The following is a 16,940-nucleotide window of genomic DNA, read 5'->3' as shown; positions in this document are numbered from 1 at the left end:
ATTCTACCTATTTGGTATTAGTTTGCTATTCTTTACTAGCGTTTTGTCATCGTAAAATTCAGGATGCGCTTCCTTTAAAACTGACCTCCGCAGTAATACAAGTGTCATTACCACTATAATTATACTCGTCACCAGCAATATACCAGTTGCTGGGAGAGAATCGTATAGTACTCCATAGACAAGCATACCCATTGGCATCATGGACATCGCCATTGTTTCCATTAGTCCAAATACACGTCCGCGATACTCCTCGGAAATAAGCTTTTGCATAAAAACGCCTAGAGGCATATTTACACCCATTTCAAAAATAGCAAAAATAAAATACAACCCAATATAAAAGATAACAATCATTGCATACGAAAGATTTGTCACTAAAGGGATTATCGCAAAACTTAAGCTATTTGAAAGCAACAATAAACTTATTTTAGAAAAACGAAGTGGCACTTTTATTTCGGCACGTGATGCAAAATAGATGGAAGCCACTAACATACCACCCGCCCCCGCTGCTTCAATAAAACCAAAATGGGTAGGTTCAACCTTTAGTAATTCGATAATGATATACGTTCCACCAACGACAATGGCAGAGAAAAATAAATTAATCCACAACGATAGCCACATCACAACTTTTATCACCTTATGTTGTTTGATATAGCGAAAGCCTCCAACAAGTCCTTGCCATATCTTTTCCGCTTTAGCAGTGTCCCCTCGCGTACTATACAAATTAAAATTCATCGTGGCCTCTAAGCAAAAGGCTATCGCATACGCTACCATATGAACAATTAAAAATACTTCCATAGAGAAAAAGCCGTACATCATCCCACCGATAACAGGTCCCCCAACAGCCGCTACAGACACCGACATTTGGTTAAATGACATTGCCCGCTGTAAACGTTCTGGATTAACGAGTGTTGCAATTGCTGAAGTAAAGGTTACGCTCGAAAATGCTGAACAAAGCGTATAAAATACGGTAGTCACATAAATCGCATTAACAGACATACCAATTGTCTCTGTATAAAACAATAAACTTGCCATCGTTAAAATCGTCCCAGCTTGCGCTATTAATATTGTTCTTTTCTTTGCATAATTATCTGCGACATATCCTGCTATTGGCGCAACAAGTGCTCTAGGTAATATGGAACAAATCATATTTGTTGCAAAGCTGGTAGCGGAACCCGTCATCGCTAAAATATACAAACTAATACCAAAAGACAATACATGCGACCCTAACATTGCAATCATTTTACTGGCGGTAAAAGTCCACAAATGATAGGTCGCCTTTTTATATTTTGCCGCTTCACTCATTAAAAAACCCCTCCATATTTTAATTTAATTTAAAAGTTTAATTTTATTAAACAAAATATAACACGATTCCCACTTTTCGCGCAATAAAAAGTTTAATATAATTAAACAATTAGGTGGCATCGAGTTTCTCTTTTGCTTTTGGCAAAATGTATAGACTTTACAAAGATTAGTGATTATTGTTAGTAGTAAAGAAAGGAGGCGGGGCAGTGGACTCTTTAGGCACGCGAATTCGCAAATTACGAAAAGAACGAAAATTAACATTAGAGGCGCTTGCTGCCGATCGTCTAACAAAAGGTATGCTCAGCCAAATAGAAAACGATAAAGCGAAGCCATCAATGGAAAGCTTAGAATATATTGCGGAACGACTTGGAGTCAAAGCAAGTGAACTACTTGAACAAGTAGCATCCTCTGATATACGTCAGTTGCTGGAGCAAGTAGAAATTATGTTTGCTGAAGTAAGACGAGGAGATGCGGATAACCATCAGCAAATTGTTGATATCATTCAACCTTATATAGAAGATTTCCCTCTTAGCTATGAAGCAGGACGTTTACTGTATATCTATGCTGATGCACAATATGAGGCAGGTTTATTGACATGGGAGGCGCCGCTACAACAAGCACGGCAAATATTTAGAGAAATTAATTTATTAAGCCATTGGTTAAAAACTTATATTCTACAACTCGCTATTTTGTCAGAAAATCGTCGATACAATGAGGCTTATCGCTGTATTCTACAAGTAAAAGAAGAAGTTGCACATGAAAACTATCCGTTAGATTCCCGAGATACTGCAAAATTAGCTTATTATATTTGTATTTTTCAACTAGCCATCGGTGAACATGAAGCTGGTAAACAACTCATCAAAGAAACGATAGAACATGCACATCAAAATCAATTGTTTTATCATATCGATGATTTATACCGTATTGGTGCCTATTGTGCGATGATAGATGGTGACTTCAAACAGGCAGATAAAATGATTATGAAGTTGGAGCAATATCGCATGTTTGTTGAACAAGCTGATGTCGACGCCTTTATATACGTCTTAAAAGCCCATTATTATAACAATTATACACATGATTATAAGCAAGCATTAGTTGAAATCGAACAATTCCGTGCACTTACTGGCTCCACTAAACTAGATTCGAATTTTTATTACGCTGAAAAGGGAAAATCGTTGTATTTACTTGGTCGTTATGCGGAATCACTTGAGGCCTTTAACCACTTTACAGAAATCCCTATTTTCATCTCACATCCTTATGATTTGCTTAGTATGAATGAATGTTTTTCCTATAAAGCTCTTTGCTATGCACAGCATGGTGAATTGACGACTGCCTATGAAATTGCCAAAAAAGCTTATATTGACTCAATCGATTTAATTGACCTTCCATATAAGCAAAAAATTAAGGAAACCTATTTAACGATTAAAGCAGAAATCGATTCGAGGTAATAAACGAAGAACGGGACATTGAAAAAAGTGTTAGAATGACCGCTGTCAATCTAACACTTTTACCTTATGTTACGCAGATTTATGATGTGCTTTTCTTATTTCTAAAATTTTTGAACCAGAAAACAATAATAAGGCTATCCAAATAATACTGAATGCCAACAGCTCTACTGGACTGAACGGTTCCTTATACAGAACGACACCCAAAATTAACACGATGGTCGGTGCCACATATTGTATAAAGCCCAATAAATAAAGCGGAATATTTTGAGCACCTTTTGCAAATAAAATTAAGGGCACTGCTGTTACAATCCCACTCACGACCATGAGTACATCCGTTTGGATATTGACGTGTAAAAATGACGCTTGGCTTGTTGTAAATAAATAGACGTAATATCCTAGTGCAAACGGCAGGATAAATAGCGTTTCAATGGCAAGTCCCCTTGTTGCATCCAGGGTAATTTTCTTCTTCAATACCCCGTAAATAGCAAATGATAACGCAATAAGAATTGCCACCCAAGGCACTGTTCCATAGTTTACCGTTAATATGATGACCGCAATAAAGGCAATTGCTGTTGCAACCCATTGTGCACGACTCAAACTCTCTTTAAAGAAGACCACACCAAAAATAACCGACAATAGTGGATTAATATAATAGCCAAGGCTTGTCTCTATTAAATGTTCATGTGTTACTGCCCAAATATATAAGTACCAATTCATTGAAATAACAAAGGAAGCACAAGCTAGTTGCCAAAAACTCTTCTGGTGCGTCCATAAATATTTTAAATCAGCTATTAAATCTTTACGCATACCGACAATAATCACTACTAATACTGTAAAGACGAAAGACCATATGACACGCCCTAATAATATTTCCATACTCGGCACATGCTCAAGCAGTTTCCAATAAAGTGGGAATGCTCCCCAAATAGCATAGGCTAAAAACGCTGCCCATACTCCTTTTTTCTCGTTTGACATTGTCTTAAATTCTCCTACTCTTCTTAAATCACTTACGACTTCTCGTATTTCCACATGATGACATTCATAATGTAAAGAATAGACTAATTATAGGACTTTGATTGGCAACTGTAAATGCACAAAATTACTATGGACGTGTTGTTTATCGCTTAAACACGTTTTGTTACGCTTTATTCTCACTTTCTAGCTCAGAAATATATTTTCGCACCATACTATAACTTATATCAGGATTAATTTGACGTTTTATACGAATATGAATTTCTTTAATGCCTACACCTTGCTCTCGCATATCTCGAATCATTGATTTTAATGGGCCTGATAGCGATTCCTTTGAAAGAGCTGTATATTTACTAAGCTCAATTAGCAAGTCGGTATTCTGTCGACGGAGTTCCTTCAGCTCATCGATTACACAATTATATTCGGTAAGCTTTTTTTGTAGCACCGCATTTTGCTGCGTTAGTTTTTGTATGTCTGCTTCAAGCGTTGTGTTTTGTTTTTTTAAACTTTTCTGTTCTTGCTCCAAAACAAGTTGCTTCTCATCTACATCAAGATGCATGTCATTTAATAATTTTTCAAAATGAAGTAATTCCTTATAGCGACTTTGCGTTAACACCATGAGCGTTTCCGTCGTTTGAACAGCTAGTGTACCATCTTGCATTTTTTCCCATGTTAATGCTGATTGATCCATTTTGCTCATCACTTATATCTCACTCCATTACTAAATTGTTCGTGTAATGGGATTACCTTGTTCAACATCTTTCAGCTTCCTTCGTTATGATAATCATTCTCATTTACCTTATCATAATGACAAAAGTCTTTTTTGTCAAAATAAAAAATACAGGCTTCTTAAATTTAAGGAACACAGCAATCCAGCCCAACCAGTTAGTTTACTAGAGACATCCATCTTAGTGTTGCTTTACAGTCCATAATAAAAAGAGAAATTGCGCAGTGCAATTTCTCTTTTTGTTTGAACTGATTGTAATTATAAGTCACCCTCGGTAACTTCATTATTATTGTTATTACCTTTGCCATTACCTTTGCCGTTACCGTTACCATTTCCATTGCCGTTACCATTGCCGTTACCGTTACCTGGCTTTACAACCAACACATCAAATGTTAGTGTATGCTCACCATACGTTACTGTAATCGTCGTATTCCCTTGACCTTTTCCTTTTACGGCACCTCCTTTTACAGTAGCTATTTTATCATTTGCTACTTCGTATGTTGCCAGATTTGTCACATCTTTTTCTGTCGTTTTACCTTCAAAAGTAGTAACTTCCGTAATTTTAATCGCAACCTCTTTACCAATTCTTGTTTCTACCTGCGCTTGGTCAATTTCTAATGTGACAATTGGAGTTTCTACATTAGGTGCTTTCACTGTCACATTCATCGTCACTTCATTCGCACCGTATGACATAGTAATTGTCGTTGTGCCTTCCCCTACTGCCGTTACTACGCCATTGACTACAGTGGCAACATTTTCATCTCCAACAACATACGTAGCTTTAGACGTTACATCTTGCACTGTTGCTTCACCTTCTGCAGGTGTTGACGTTTCTGTTAGCGTTAGTTGTGCTGTTTCTCCAGTTGTTAGGTTGAGCTCAGTTGGATTTACAGAAAGTGTCACCACTGGCTCTACCACTTCTTTTTCATAGATCACTGCTTCCCCAACATTCCCCGCAGCGTCATTAATTTTTACTGTAACCGCATTCGTTTCTGCTGTTACTGGGAATGTAAAGCTACCGTCTTGATTTAGTTCAAACGCAACTGGCGCTTGTACTTCCCCATTTACCGTCGCAATATAGGAAGCTTTTAATTTATCATTTAAATTGTAATTTAAACCATATGCACTTAACGTTACATTGTAATCAATATACTTATCTGTTACCTGCCCAGTAGCAACGCCTTGCGCTACTGAACCAGTAATTTCTGGTTTAGTCGATTTGACGAAAATTGGTCCAACATAGTCTGACACTACGCCTGATGCTGCAAGACCAGTAAAGTCAATTGTATACACACCATCTGGAATCGTTGTGGCAGGTGCCGATCCCCATGGTTTGTATTGCCCACCTACTTTTAGCGTATAAGAACCTTTTCCTAGTGCAGTCCCTGCATGTATATAGCCAATGTAGCCATCTCCATATTCTCCGCCTTCTGGATTCATAATATCCCAAAGCTCAATATAGTTCGTTGTTACATCTCCAGTTAATGTGAATGATAGTACAGCCGAGTCTTTCACTCCATCTCCGTTAAAGGAAAGATCCGTTTCTGTAATAGTCAAGTCTTTCACTTCAGTTGTTGCCTCTGCGCCAAAATCGGCTGCAAATGGCAATGAAATTTCTGTAGCTCCATTACCGATGTAAATATAACCTAGTAATTCAGAGCCGTTTGGAGCGGAAGCTTGCGAAGCTGTTAACGTAATATTTAAAACTTGCTCACCTACTAGATTAAATGTTGGCTGGTCTACTGTAACAGTTGCATCACCAAATGTTTTTGTTACATCAACTGAAACATTATAGTTACCGCCGTTCCCTTTGATATCTTTTACTAATACTTGTTTCGTGACAGAAATATCTCTATCTTTAAGTGATTGTGGACCGAAAGTAACGGTACCTTTCAAGTTTTCTGCCACTGCACCCGTTCCATCTAAAATTGCGCTATCAAGTGCATAAGCAAGAATGTCCGGATGAGCTGCAGCATATGCATTGACACGCCCTGCCCCTTGAGAAAATACATCGTATTTTGTCTTATCTAAAACTTTTGCTGTATTAGAAAGCGCTACTTTTACATCGAACGCATTCCAATCAGGATTTGCTTGTTTAACTAACGCCGCAATACCTGCGATATGTGGTGTTGCCATAGAAGTACCTGTTTTACGAGCATATGCTTCAGCATAATTGGCATTAGGGAAATCTTTTTTATACATTGGAATCGTAGACATAATATTTGTTCCAGGTGCACTTACATCTGGTTTAATATCAAAGTTTGGTGTAGATGGACCACGTGAACTAGAAGAGTTTACCTCATCGCCCGTAGTATTTGTTGAAGCAAATTTACTAAAGCTTACTTTTCCTGCGCCACTTGCTAAAGCAGCGCGAATGGCAGCACCATCTGTTTGGGACATATCAAATGTTGGTAAAAACTCAAATGAATCACCAAGGAATGTGCCTGAAATGTTTGGTGCATTCGTTCCACCAGCAAAGTTATGAATAATTGTTGCAACTGCTCCATTTGCCTTTGCATTGGCGATTTTATCAACGAATGCGATACCGCCTCGAGAAATCAAGGCTACTTTCCCCGCCACATCGATTCCTTCATAGTCTTTTACTTCACCGTTTCCAGGGACAGCTACTAAATCAAATTCCCCTTGCAGCTGTGTTGCTACATTTTTCCCAAAAGTCGTACCCATTAACGGAAGTTGTTTTGTTAAGTTGTAATTGCCAACGGTAACTTTGACTTCCCCGTTATACATTGTTTCAGGATTCGTTGTGTTCCCTACAGCAATTCCTAAACGAGCCGTTGCAGGCGTACCCATTGTTCCGCGATTTGGACCAGAGTTTCCTGTTGCAATGACTCCGATTGTGCCAGCTATCATTGCGTTATTAATCGCAAATGAACCAGCGTCTGTTTCAGAGTTTGCTCCCCCGCCAAGCGAAAGATTGATAATGTCCATTTTTTCTAATACAGCCGTTTCAATTGCTTTTACAATACCGGATGTAGCACCACTTCCGTAAGCCCCAAGAACACGGTAAGCATAAAGGTCTACTTTTGGTGCAATTCCTTTAATACCGTATTGATTAGCTCCGATTGCTGCAATTGTTCCCGCAACATGTGTACCGTGAGAAGTATAGAATGCGCTTCCTTTTTCATTAAACTCCGGTGTTCCAACTGGACGCTCCGAAGGTAATGTTTCTGATGCATCGTTATCTGCACGAGGCTTCGAGTAAGTTGATGAATATGGAATAAAGTTTTTTCCACCTTTATAAATTCCAGCAAATTCAGGGTGATCGGCGTCAATACCCGTATCTAATACGGCTACCTTAATGCCTTGTCCTTCCAATCCTTCGTTCCAAAGCTGTTCAATGCCAAGGAAAGAATTACTTGTATTCATTTGCGCTTCTACCTGATCTTCCTTAACCAGTTCCGATGATTTCATCGTATCATCTTCTGATGCGTAAACAATGGCATCTGGTTCGATTAATGTAATGCCTTCGATTGTAAGCAATTTTGGAAGATCATTTGCTTTTACAGTTGCTGCGAAGCCATTTAAAACTGTATCGAATGTGTAGCCTTGCGTCATCTGAACATTTTTAACAGCTAACTCTTTTTGTACTTGTGCTTGTTGTGCTTTTACATTAGAGCGAGCTTCATTTGCCTGAGCTTTAGAAAATCTTTGGCCTTTAAGTTGGCTTATTCCTTGCTCTAGTGCCACAGGCATTTCAGATAAATGAACAATAACTGCCACCTCTTGATTGCCTGATACATTTTGTAAGCTTTCATGGAGCGTTGGACCATCTTTAGACAAGCTTAGCTGTTCAGCGATAGCAGCCTTTAATTGAATAATACTTTCGCTTTGACCATCCTGCTTGAATGGTTTCGATTCTTCAGCACTAGCACTCGATAATGGAGCCAAGAGAGAAAGCACCATAATGAAAGCTAAAATACTACTTAAAAATGTCGTTAACTTAAACTTTTTCAAATCTCATTTCCCCTTCCTCCTTTAATTGTCACACTTTTCAGTTTAGTGTGATATTTCCAATTTATCACAAATAAACTAATTCGAATATCGTAATATTTGAATATTTTGAAATATTGATAGAAAGTAGCATTTTCAATTAGTTAGGTTATATCTATATACCTAGTAATTTATTAAAAATTAGAACTTAAAAAGGATAAATGAATTATAAAATTCATATTCAATTAATCCTATAAAGATAGGAATTTTATATCAGATAGTTTAGTTGTTTACAGAACATCAGGAGAGTAGGGAGGGGGAAATCGAGTGAACATTAAAATAGCTGGCGATTATTAAAAACCGCCAGCTAATAGCATCGTAATAGAAGATAATGGAATGTCCTTATTTTGTTTCATTTGTTGCAGCAGCTTGAATTTCATAGAAAGCCCAGTGATTGTTTGGAATATCCTTAAAGATTGGTACTGTGCTATCTGTCAATACTGGACGATCGAAAAGTCGATTTAGGACTTTTACCGCCTGTGCACGTGTTAGTTTCTCTTCAGGTCTAAATTGACCATTACCTGAGCCAACCATAATACCCATTGCGCTTATGCGTTGGATTTCCTGAGCAGCCCAATGCGTAGATGTCACATCACTGTATGTTTCGCCGTTTGCTGTTATTGCACAATACGGCGTATCTGTAGTTCCTTCTGCACATTGCTTATCAATCCATCTTACAGCAATGACCGCCATTTGGGCTCTCGTTATCATATCGTTCGGACCAAATGAACCATTTTGACGACCTTGCATAATTCCTTCGGTACGAACATACTCTATATCATTTTTTGCCCACGAAGCAGCTGTATCTGCATAAAAAACATTAGATGCTTCTGGTACATTATGATTACTTAGGTTTCTTGCTAGCATTGCTGCCATTTGCGCACGTGTGACATAGGCATTCGGACGGAATGTACCATCTGCGTAGCCTTGAATATAAGAAGCAAATGACTTGCTATCTTCTGTAGGTTCCTTTTCGGGTTCCTCTTGTTGTGCTTGTTCTACATATAGTAAAGTAAAAGTAGAAAAATGCTGCACATCAAAAGCAATCGCTGTTTGCCCTTTCGCAAATTCTACAATACGTCCACGGATGATTTCGGCTGAACCATTACTATGCTCTACGTAAACCATCAATTGTTCCCGTTGAGCTGAAGTTAAATTCGCTGGTAATGGTAGTAGCACTGTTACCGGACGATTTTGTAGATTTGTGTCAATCGATATTGATTGACCAACAAGCTTTACATTAGCGCCATGACTCTGTTGTAACACTATTTCCGCTTGTTTCGCTCGGTCTTCGATTGCTTTTTGCCTTAGGGCATCCTTAATCGGAACGATTCGGAAGTAAATATCTTCATTGAAGTCTGTCATAGAAGTAAAGGGAACATCTATTTTGACCATCGTCATATCAATACCAAAATAGGATTTACTCTCTAGTAATCGTTTAGCAGCCTCTTTAGCAAGTATCACCTTTGTCTCACTTGCTGGTTGCGCCATCTCGGGAATGACAAGTCGAGATTTTTTATCTTCTTGATTTGCTAATTTTCGAAGAAACTCGTTTGCATTTGCCACCGTAAAATGCACGCTATCTTGGAAACTACCGTTACTAAATACACGTGTTAACACGGTTTGTAAGAGTACCTCGTTTGGCTTACGCGGATCTACTATATTCACCATAACTTGATTACTTGGTACAACGGGGTCAGGACTTGCTGTTGATGATCCCCCATCTCCTGGTACATAGTTTGCTGACCATAGCGCATACAATACGAGGTTCCCTTTCCCCATTTGAAGCGTTTGCCCTGCTTTATAAGTAACGCCTTTTCCATCAGCTTTCGTATTCCAACCTACGAATGAAAAGCCAACTTTATTTAAATTCCCATGATTTAACACCGTTATTGTTTCCTGCGTTTTATAGCGCTTCGAATCGATAGGCACGTTCCCCCCATCCGCTCCGTTGCTGTCATAGATAACGGTGTACGTTGGCAATGCGCTCGTTGTAAAATGCCAAGTCGTAGTATTCGTAATGCCGTCATACACATTACCAGCCAAATCAATAAATGCTCCTGCATCAATTTGAATGCTATAAGCCGTGTTATTATTTAAATCCTTTGTAGGATTTATTGTCACGCTGTGATTCGCGATTGAAACATTGGCATGCGTAACGTCAATCGTTTCAACAATTTGATTTGTAGAAGCATTGCGAATTACAATATTTTTATTCGTAACTGGCAAGACCTTTTCATTAAACGTTAGCACAAGATTATCTGTAGGCTGTACATTCGTTGCCTGATGCGCTGGGAAATAGGTTGTGATTTCAGGAGCCTTTTTATCAAACACGACAACTGTTCCTAATGAAACGTCTGTCACTTGTAAGCCATCATTCCCCGCTAAATCTTGATAATCCATTGTAAAAGGAATCGGTCCCTCTGCATCTACTGACTGAAGCGTATAGCTTGCTTGCCATGTTTTAGCATCCCCATCACCTTTATCGCTTACATTTGCTGTTTGTCCTAGAATCGTAACATTTGGCGATTGAATTGCCTCACTTGTCTCAAAGTCGATTGTAATACTATCATTAACCTTAGCAACTGTTGGATTAGCATTGTTTGACACCATAGTACCCTTCTTTACAGTTGGCTTTATGCCATCAACTGTAACAAAGCTGCCATCCGTTACGTCTGTTACCTCTATGGCTGCATTACCTAGCACATCTTTGAAATTGATGGTAAAAGGTGCTATGCCCTCTAAATCACCATGCGCTATCACATAAGTCGCCTGCCAGTTCGTTGAAGCGCCACTTACAGTAGCTGGTTTTCCGGCAATGGTAACAGATGGTGTTTGGATCGTCTTATCTGTTTTCATTACTAAAGTGATGGTATCGCCTACCTTCGCCTTTGTCGGATTTAGATTAGTCGATTTAATGATCACCTCTACTGCTTGTGGCACAACTTTATCAATCGCAAAAGTAACGGTAGTCGAGTTTCCTGCGCTATCTGTTACAACCAAAGTATAATTTCCAGTTGACTTTACAATAGTGCCACTTGTGAAGGAAGCTCCATTCAAGGTAGCAGTTCCTTCATTAAAACTTATCGTTACGTCGGTGTTGTAAACCCCACTATTTGCAACACCTGTTATAACTGGAGGCATTGTATCGAGCACAATCGTATCTGAAAATACATTCGATAGATTACCAGCCGTATCCTTTAGTTGCATATAAACCGTTTTATTACCATCCCCGCTTGATAATGTCCAACTTTTTGTTGATATGTTTGGCTCCCAACCGGACCACGTAATCCCATCATTCGAAAAGCGCATTTCTATCGCTTCTCCTTCTGTATCCGTTGCCGTCATTGTTAAGGTAACGTTAGGAGTACTTGTAGATGCTAGTCCATTATGAATAGTCATTGTGCCTGTAGGTGCATGATTTTTAGTAACTTGGATTATAAACTCCTTATCAAACGTATTGCCAGCCTCATCTGTTACGCTTATCGTAATCTTATAACTATTTTTCGTATCGTAGGCAAATAACGCATTTGTCTTCAATACATTTCCAACAATCGTAAAGAAGCTTGTATCCCCTGACTGTAATGTATAGCTGAATGTTGGTGAACTTCCTGAATCTGTTGCTGTCAGTGTCCCAACTGTTGTACCAATGGGCGCCTTTTCTTGTACAGTCGTATTACTAAGCGCAATATTGGTAGGTGGTGTAGCATCATAGATTATTTGCAATTCATTTGAAGCTTTATTGAATGCACCACTACTATTCGCAACAACTTTTTCAGGAATTTTAATTTTCACAGCTCCATCTGCAATCGGTGATATTTGTGCCGTATATGTGGTACCGCTTCCTGATAGAGATATAGCATTTCCATTTGTAACAGCTATATCATCCACCGTAAAGCCTGTTACTGACTCACTGAATACTGTCGTTATAAGAATTGGATTGCTATTAGTTGGGCTAGTCTTATTTGATGAAATGGTCACGTTAGGGCGTGCATTGACAATAAGGTTCATCGTATAGACACCGCTATCATTCATACCATCGCTTACCTTAAATGCAAACGTTGAAGCAGTACCATTGTCGGTAATGTATTTTAACTTACCTGCATCTAAGTCAACTTTACTAACTGTCATACCATTTGGAATGGCTTCGGCAGCATCGAACTGCCCATTCAGATTGCTATCAAGGAAAAGTTGGCCACTAGTTGGGATTGCAGAGATTTGAATCTGTTTTAACGTGTCGCCAGCATCTTCATCAGAAAAAGCAAAAGAAGTAGAATTAAATGTATACACTTGACCTTCATTAACATTTACCGTTCCATTATTGGATGTAGGTGGTTTATTTAATGTAAGTGTTGTGACCTGCTGCATCGAATAGGCACTCTTGGAGCCATCAGCATCTTTGACAATAACATTGAAATAATAGCTTGTATTGGCAGTAAGTCCTGTAACATTATAGGACGTAATATCTTTAGCATAACCGCTTCCTAGAGCTGTTCCATTGGATTCAATGGCACTAACCGTATCAATATTATTACTACTAGATTGATAGACACGGTATTCTAAATCACCTTGAGCTGTTAAATCGTCAGATGCTTTCGCCCAGTCCAACTGTACTCCTGATGCAGTGATAGTTGAAGGTGTAATTGCGCTATTGGTAACGGTTGGCGGATTATTAGGAATCTCGATTGTAAAGTGTGTAAATGTTACATCCCATATCCCCGCCTGTACAGTAGCTATATACTGTACACTGACAGTAATGACAAATGAGTGAATGCCCTCTAAATTTACCGGAATATCATAAATCGGTTCATGAAAGGCAACGGTCTTAAAGGTTACGGGACTTCCTTTTGGATTTCCTTCTTGATCATATCCTTGAATCGTTAAACTTAGCGCATCGTTTGCGTTATGTTTATTAATCGTATTAATCTTTAATGATTTTAAATTAAAGACACCGCCCGCAAAGTTTTCGCCAGCGGAAATTCGAATTGATTTTGGTAGCGAATGTTCATCTGCATCGATATAATACCCAGCAGGATACTGTGTCCCATCACTATACTTTAGTAAATCAAAACCATCATCACCAGTACGACTTACTACAAAGCCATTATTCGTATCAGCTAGCCATGTAGGTTGTGTTAAATCTTGTGTACACTTAGGAAAATTCGGTGTATCACAACTAGCCGCCTCTACTTGAACAGGTGACAAAAAACTGATCCCAGTTAATTGGCTAAACGTAATCAACAGCAAACATAGCATCATTATAAAAATCTTTTTTCCCATTTTGGTTCTCCTTTTTAGTTGATTCACACCCTTCGCCAAAATCATTCCTAGTTTCTAGAAGGAAACTCTCCAAATAAACAAATAATGAAATTCAACCCTAAATACGGTTGCATATTATTATGTGGTTGACTTCCACCTGCTTGATCGATCGTCATCGCATTCATGGTTGTATTTCCTGAAACTGAATAAGCAGGGAGTGAGCCCCTACCTTGCTGTTCGGTCCAAATCGCTCCCGTTGGCTCATTACTTGCTGTTGGTACATTGTTACAAGCGGCCAGATGATGATGACTAGGCATTTCTGTTGTTAGTAATGTAACGGTAGCAGAACCTCCAGTTGTTCCGATATTTCTTGGCGTTAATCCTGCACCTGTTCCTTGATGAATCGCCGCCCTCCCATTTAAATTGGGTAAAGCAAAGGTTGTCTTTCCATCTCCTCCATAAACAGTACCTAAGATGGCAAATAACGCACTATTCGAAGCTATGCTTAGTAACTGACCATTACAAAATGCCCAATTTTGTGGCGCAAAATTACCACCAAATATCCTAATTTCTCCCGTGTAGGCTTCTGACATGATTTCTTCACTTCCTTTTTCTTTAATTTCTTGGTGGATAAATGCCAACTAAAGCTATGCAATAATTCGCCACACTGTATGGCTGCATATTTTGATGCGGCTGTGAATTGCCAGATGATGATAAAGCTTGTGCATTCATATTCGTATTTGGCTGATTAACTGAATAGACATTATCAGTGGATGTGCCCCATACATTACCAGTAGGCGTTTTCAATGAAGCATTTTCCGAACTAGCCGTGACAGCATGGTTATGCGTCGGCATTTCATTCAAGGTTAACATATGTGTTTCTTGTCCAGCTTTTTGTCCTCTTGTCACACCATTACCTACATGAACTGGAACCCTTCCTCTTAAATCAGGTAAGGCAAATGTTCGAATGCCATCACCTCCATAAGTTGTGCCCAATAAGGAGTACAAGGCTTGATTTGTATTAATTTGTAATAATTGCCCATTACAGTATGCCCATCCATTTGGTACGCCTGCAAAGCTAAATAATTTGATTTCTCCTACAAATGCTTCACTCATCTTTTCATTCCTCCTAATTAAATGATGGGTACATACCGTAAAGAGCGATGATATAACTAATGGTTAAAAAGGGCATTACATTGTCATGAGGCGCATTTCCGCCAACACTTGAAATGCTTGTTGCCTTCATTGTGCTATTTGGTGGTTGTGTCGAATATTGTATGTTTTTCGCCCAAACAGCATTTTCTGGACTAGGTGTTGTACCAGTAAGAGAAGAAGCTTTTACTAGGTGCGTATGAGCTGGAAGTTGTGATGTACTTAAAGTGACAGATTCCGTCCCCCCCATTTGTCCTATAGTATAATTAGTCCCCGTTATTGGGTTTTGCCCTTGGTGAACAACGACTCTACTTTGAAAATTTGGCAACGCAAAATTCGATTGTCCATCTCCTCCATAAGTTGTACCAATTAAAGAAAAGAGCAATTCATTTTCTGCAATAGGTAAGAGCTGGCCATTGCACAAGCTCCATCCTTGTGGAGCATAGTTACCTGCAAACATTCGAATTTCTCCGACATATGGTTCCATCTAAAACACCATCCTTTAAAATTTTTTAACTTCAAACATTACATTACTGTAAAATAGATTAATTTGGTTAAAATTTTAGAATATTTACATAAAATAATATAATATACCTATAATTAACATTTTAAATTCAACCATATCGATTAGCCTATTATGTAGTGGTGATTTATCACTCCTTCATGGCAAAATTAAAAATGTACATATATAAACGACAATGCAAGCCTGCTAAGGTTGACAGCATGCCATTGCAAGATACTAATTTTCTCTCATATAAATACATTCAAATTAAAAATACTAAAAAAAGAAACTACCTAATACTGACAAATGTTAATAGTTAGAAAATTAACATTAAAAAATAGATGATCTATGACCTATACATAATGAAAATGCTATGAGAACAACTTCAGGTTGTATAACTTGTAATTTTTGTAAAACCTATTATCTTTGTATAACATTTGAAATGCCATACATACTACAGTGAGATTCATTTATCCTCATCCCACTTCTAAAGGAGGTTTTACAAGACGATGTACGATGCAGATAATATTGATGTCAAGCTAAAGCAGGGATTTCAATCATTATTCCCTGAATATGCTACCTTGTTAAATCAAGCTACTTCTCAAGAACAAATAATTAGTTTGCATAATTCTTTTATTGAAGAAAGAAAAAAAGCATTAGCAACAGCTATAAAGGCAACCAATATATCAGACAGTAGGAATCCTAAGTCCCCCATTGCGTTAACACAAGAAGAATATGAAAACCTAATTAATGCAACAGGTGATGATATTAAATACCGAATTCAAGCTTTGCTTGATGGTCTTCAACGATTAAAGGGCATGGAGAATGATCAAATAGAACATGTAGCCGCACAAATGATTGTCACTGGTATATTAGGCATTGGCGTAGAATCCACTACAGCAGCACTAGCGATTGCAGGCGGAGGAGAAATCATTGAAGCTTACATTGCTCTTGCAGCCCTTACATCTACTACCGTAGCAGTAGTTATTGCTGTCGTTTGTCTTGTGATTATTGCCATTATTATTCCACTTATTTATTTTATGGAGAAGCCCGCAAATGCACTTATACTATTAATTAATGAATTGGACAAACCACTTGTATTTGCTAACGATTTTAATGTGCATGGAAAACCCACATATCTCACAGAAACAATTAACAATGCGGTAATATTCCCAGATCGTAAGTTTGTTACAGCAGGATTTATTGGCAGTCAAAAACTAGACAGCGCTTTATATGGCACACAATATGGCTTTACAATGAAGTATGGACATACAGACACTCAATTTACTTTTGGAGTAGAATGTCCTTTAAGCTCCTTGTATACTGACAATAACTGTTTTTGTGCCTTTGATAAAAATGCACAAGAAGCTGCTGAATTAACGGCTCAAAATAATAAACAGTTTTGGGAAACCGAAAAAGATGGTATTAAATTAAGCATTCGTTGTAATTCAAAAAGTGGCTCATTGGCCTACTACGTCGCTCGTGCCTATCACGTTTAACGATTTCCATCATGCGATCGGATCATAACGCACAGTTGTAAACACTTAAATGCCAATGTAACGAAATA

10 protein-coding genes are annotated in these 16,940 nt (G+C 38.3%); 2 read left to right on the top strand and 8 right to left on the bottom strand.

Annotated features, from left to right (window positions below; all coding sequences use genetic code 11):
• Positions 1-3: 3 nt before the first annotated feature.
• The gene (locus I5435_RS09100; RefSeq protein WP_337983638.1) at positions 4-1,302 is read right to left on the bottom strand and encodes an MFS transporter; all 1,299 of its coding nucleotides are present in this window, start codon (positions 1,300-1,302) and stop codon (positions 4-6) included.
• A gap of 206 nt (positions 1,303-1,508) precedes the next feature.
• Here I5435_RS09100 and I5435_RS09095 point away from each other — a divergent pair, with 206 nt between their 5' ends.
• On the top strand, positions 1,509-2,750 hold the full coding sequence (locus I5435_RS09095; RefSeq protein WP_337983637.1) for a helix-turn-helix domain-containing protein: 1,242 nt from the start codon (positions 1,509-1,511) through the stop codon (positions 2,748-2,750).
• A gap of 69 nt (positions 2,751-2,819) precedes the next feature.
• Here I5435_RS09095 and rarD read toward each other — a convergent pair whose 3' ends face one another.
• The 7 genes from rarD to I5435_RS09060 form a co-directional block, all read right to left on the bottom strand.
• Entirely contained in the window at positions 2,820-3,725 is a 906-nt protein-coding gene (gene rarD / locus I5435_RS09090) for an EamA family transporter RarD (RefSeq protein WP_025219268.1), read from the bottom strand.
• A gap of 163 nt (positions 3,726-3,888) precedes the next feature.
• Positions 3,889-4,422 (bottom strand): hypothetical protein, encoded by a 534-nt coding sequence (locus tag I5435_RS09085; RefSeq protein WP_227665458.1) that lies wholly within the window; start codon positions 4,420-4,422, stop codon positions 3,889-3,891.
• 285 nt (positions 4,423-4,707) lie between these two features.
• Positions 4,708-8,424 (bottom strand): S8 family serine peptidase, encoded by a 3,717-nt coding sequence (locus I5435_RS09080; protein ID WP_337983636.1) that lies wholly within the window; start codon positions 8,422-8,424, stop codon positions 4,708-4,710.
• A gap of 378 nt (positions 8,425-8,802) precedes the next feature.
• Positions 8,803-13,740 (bottom strand): S-layer homology domain-containing protein, encoded by a 4,938-nt coding sequence (locus tag I5435_RS09075; protein ID WP_337983635.1) that lies wholly within the window; start codon positions 13,738-13,740, stop codon positions 8,803-8,805.
• Between the two features lie 47 nt (positions 13,741-13,787).
• The gene (locus tag I5435_RS09070) at positions 13,788-14,312 is read right to left on the bottom strand and encodes a phage tail protein (protein ID WP_337983634.1); all 525 of its coding nucleotides are present in this window, start codon (positions 14,310-14,312) and stop codon (positions 13,788-13,790) included.
• 22 nt (positions 14,313-14,334) lie between these two features.
• Entirely contained in the window at positions 14,335-14,835 is a 501-nt protein-coding gene (locus tag I5435_RS09065) for a phage tail protein (protein ID WP_337983633.1), read from the bottom strand.
• 13 nt (positions 14,836-14,848) lie between these two features.
• Positions 14,849-15,358, bottom strand: a complete 510-nt coding sequence (locus tag I5435_RS09060) for a phage tail protein (RefSeq protein WP_337983632.1) — start codon at positions 15,356-15,358, stop codon at positions 14,849-14,851.
• 524 nt (positions 15,359-15,882) lie between these two features.
• Between I5435_RS09060 and I5435_RS09055 the strand changes: the two genes are divergently transcribed.
• Complete coding sequence (locus tag I5435_RS09055) at positions 15,883-16,872, top strand: hypothetical protein (RefSeq protein ID WP_337983631.1); 990 nt, start codon at positions 15,883-15,885, stop codon at positions 16,870-16,872.
• Positions 16,873-16,940 lie beyond the last annotated feature (68 nt).

The organism is Lysinibacillus sp. C5.1 (assembly GCF_016350185.1).
Taxonomy (GTDB): Bacteria; Bacillota; Bacilli; order Bacillales_A; family Planococcaceae; genus Lysinibacillus; species Lysinibacillus sphaericus.
The sequence above is the reverse complement of the archived record's forward strand: the minus strand, read 5'-3'. Positions and strand labels throughout refer to the sequence as shown.

What these genes read in the sequence shown, in the direction of transcription:
- I5435_RS09070 (WP_337983634.1), bottom strand. Translation starts at nt 14,312, where the DNA reads ATGTCAGAAGCCTACACGGGAGAAATTAGGATATTTGGTGGTAATTTT.
- I5435_RS09065 (WP_337983633.1), bottom strand. Translation starts at nt 14,835, where the DNA reads ATGAGTGAAGCATTTGTAGGAGAAATCAAATTATTTAGCTTTGCAGGC.
- I5435_RS09055 (WP_337983631.1), top strand. Translation starts at nt 15,883, where the DNA reads ATGTACGATGCAGATAATATTGATGTCAAGCTAAAGCAGGGATTTCAA.
- I5435_RS09075 (WP_337983635.1), bottom strand. Translation starts at nt 13,740, where the DNA reads ATGGGAAAAAAGATTTTTATAATGATGCTATGTTTGCTGTTGATTACG.
- rarD (WP_025219268.1), bottom strand. Translation starts at nt 3,725, where the DNA reads ATGTCAAACGAGAAAAAAGGAGTATGGGCAGCGTTTTTAGCCTATGCT.
- I5435_RS09100 (WP_337983638.1), bottom strand. Translation starts at nt 1,302, where the DNA reads ATGAGTGAAGCGGCAAAATATAAAAAGGCGACCTATCATTTGTGGACT.
- I5435_RS09085 (WP_227665458.1), bottom strand. Translation starts at nt 4,422, where the DNA reads ATGAGCAAAATGGATCAATCAGCATTAACATGGGAAAAAATGCAAGAT.
- I5435_RS09060 (WP_337983632.1), bottom strand. Translation starts at nt 15,358, where the DNA reads ATGGAACCATATGTCGGAGAAATTCGAATGTTTGCAGGTAACTATGCT.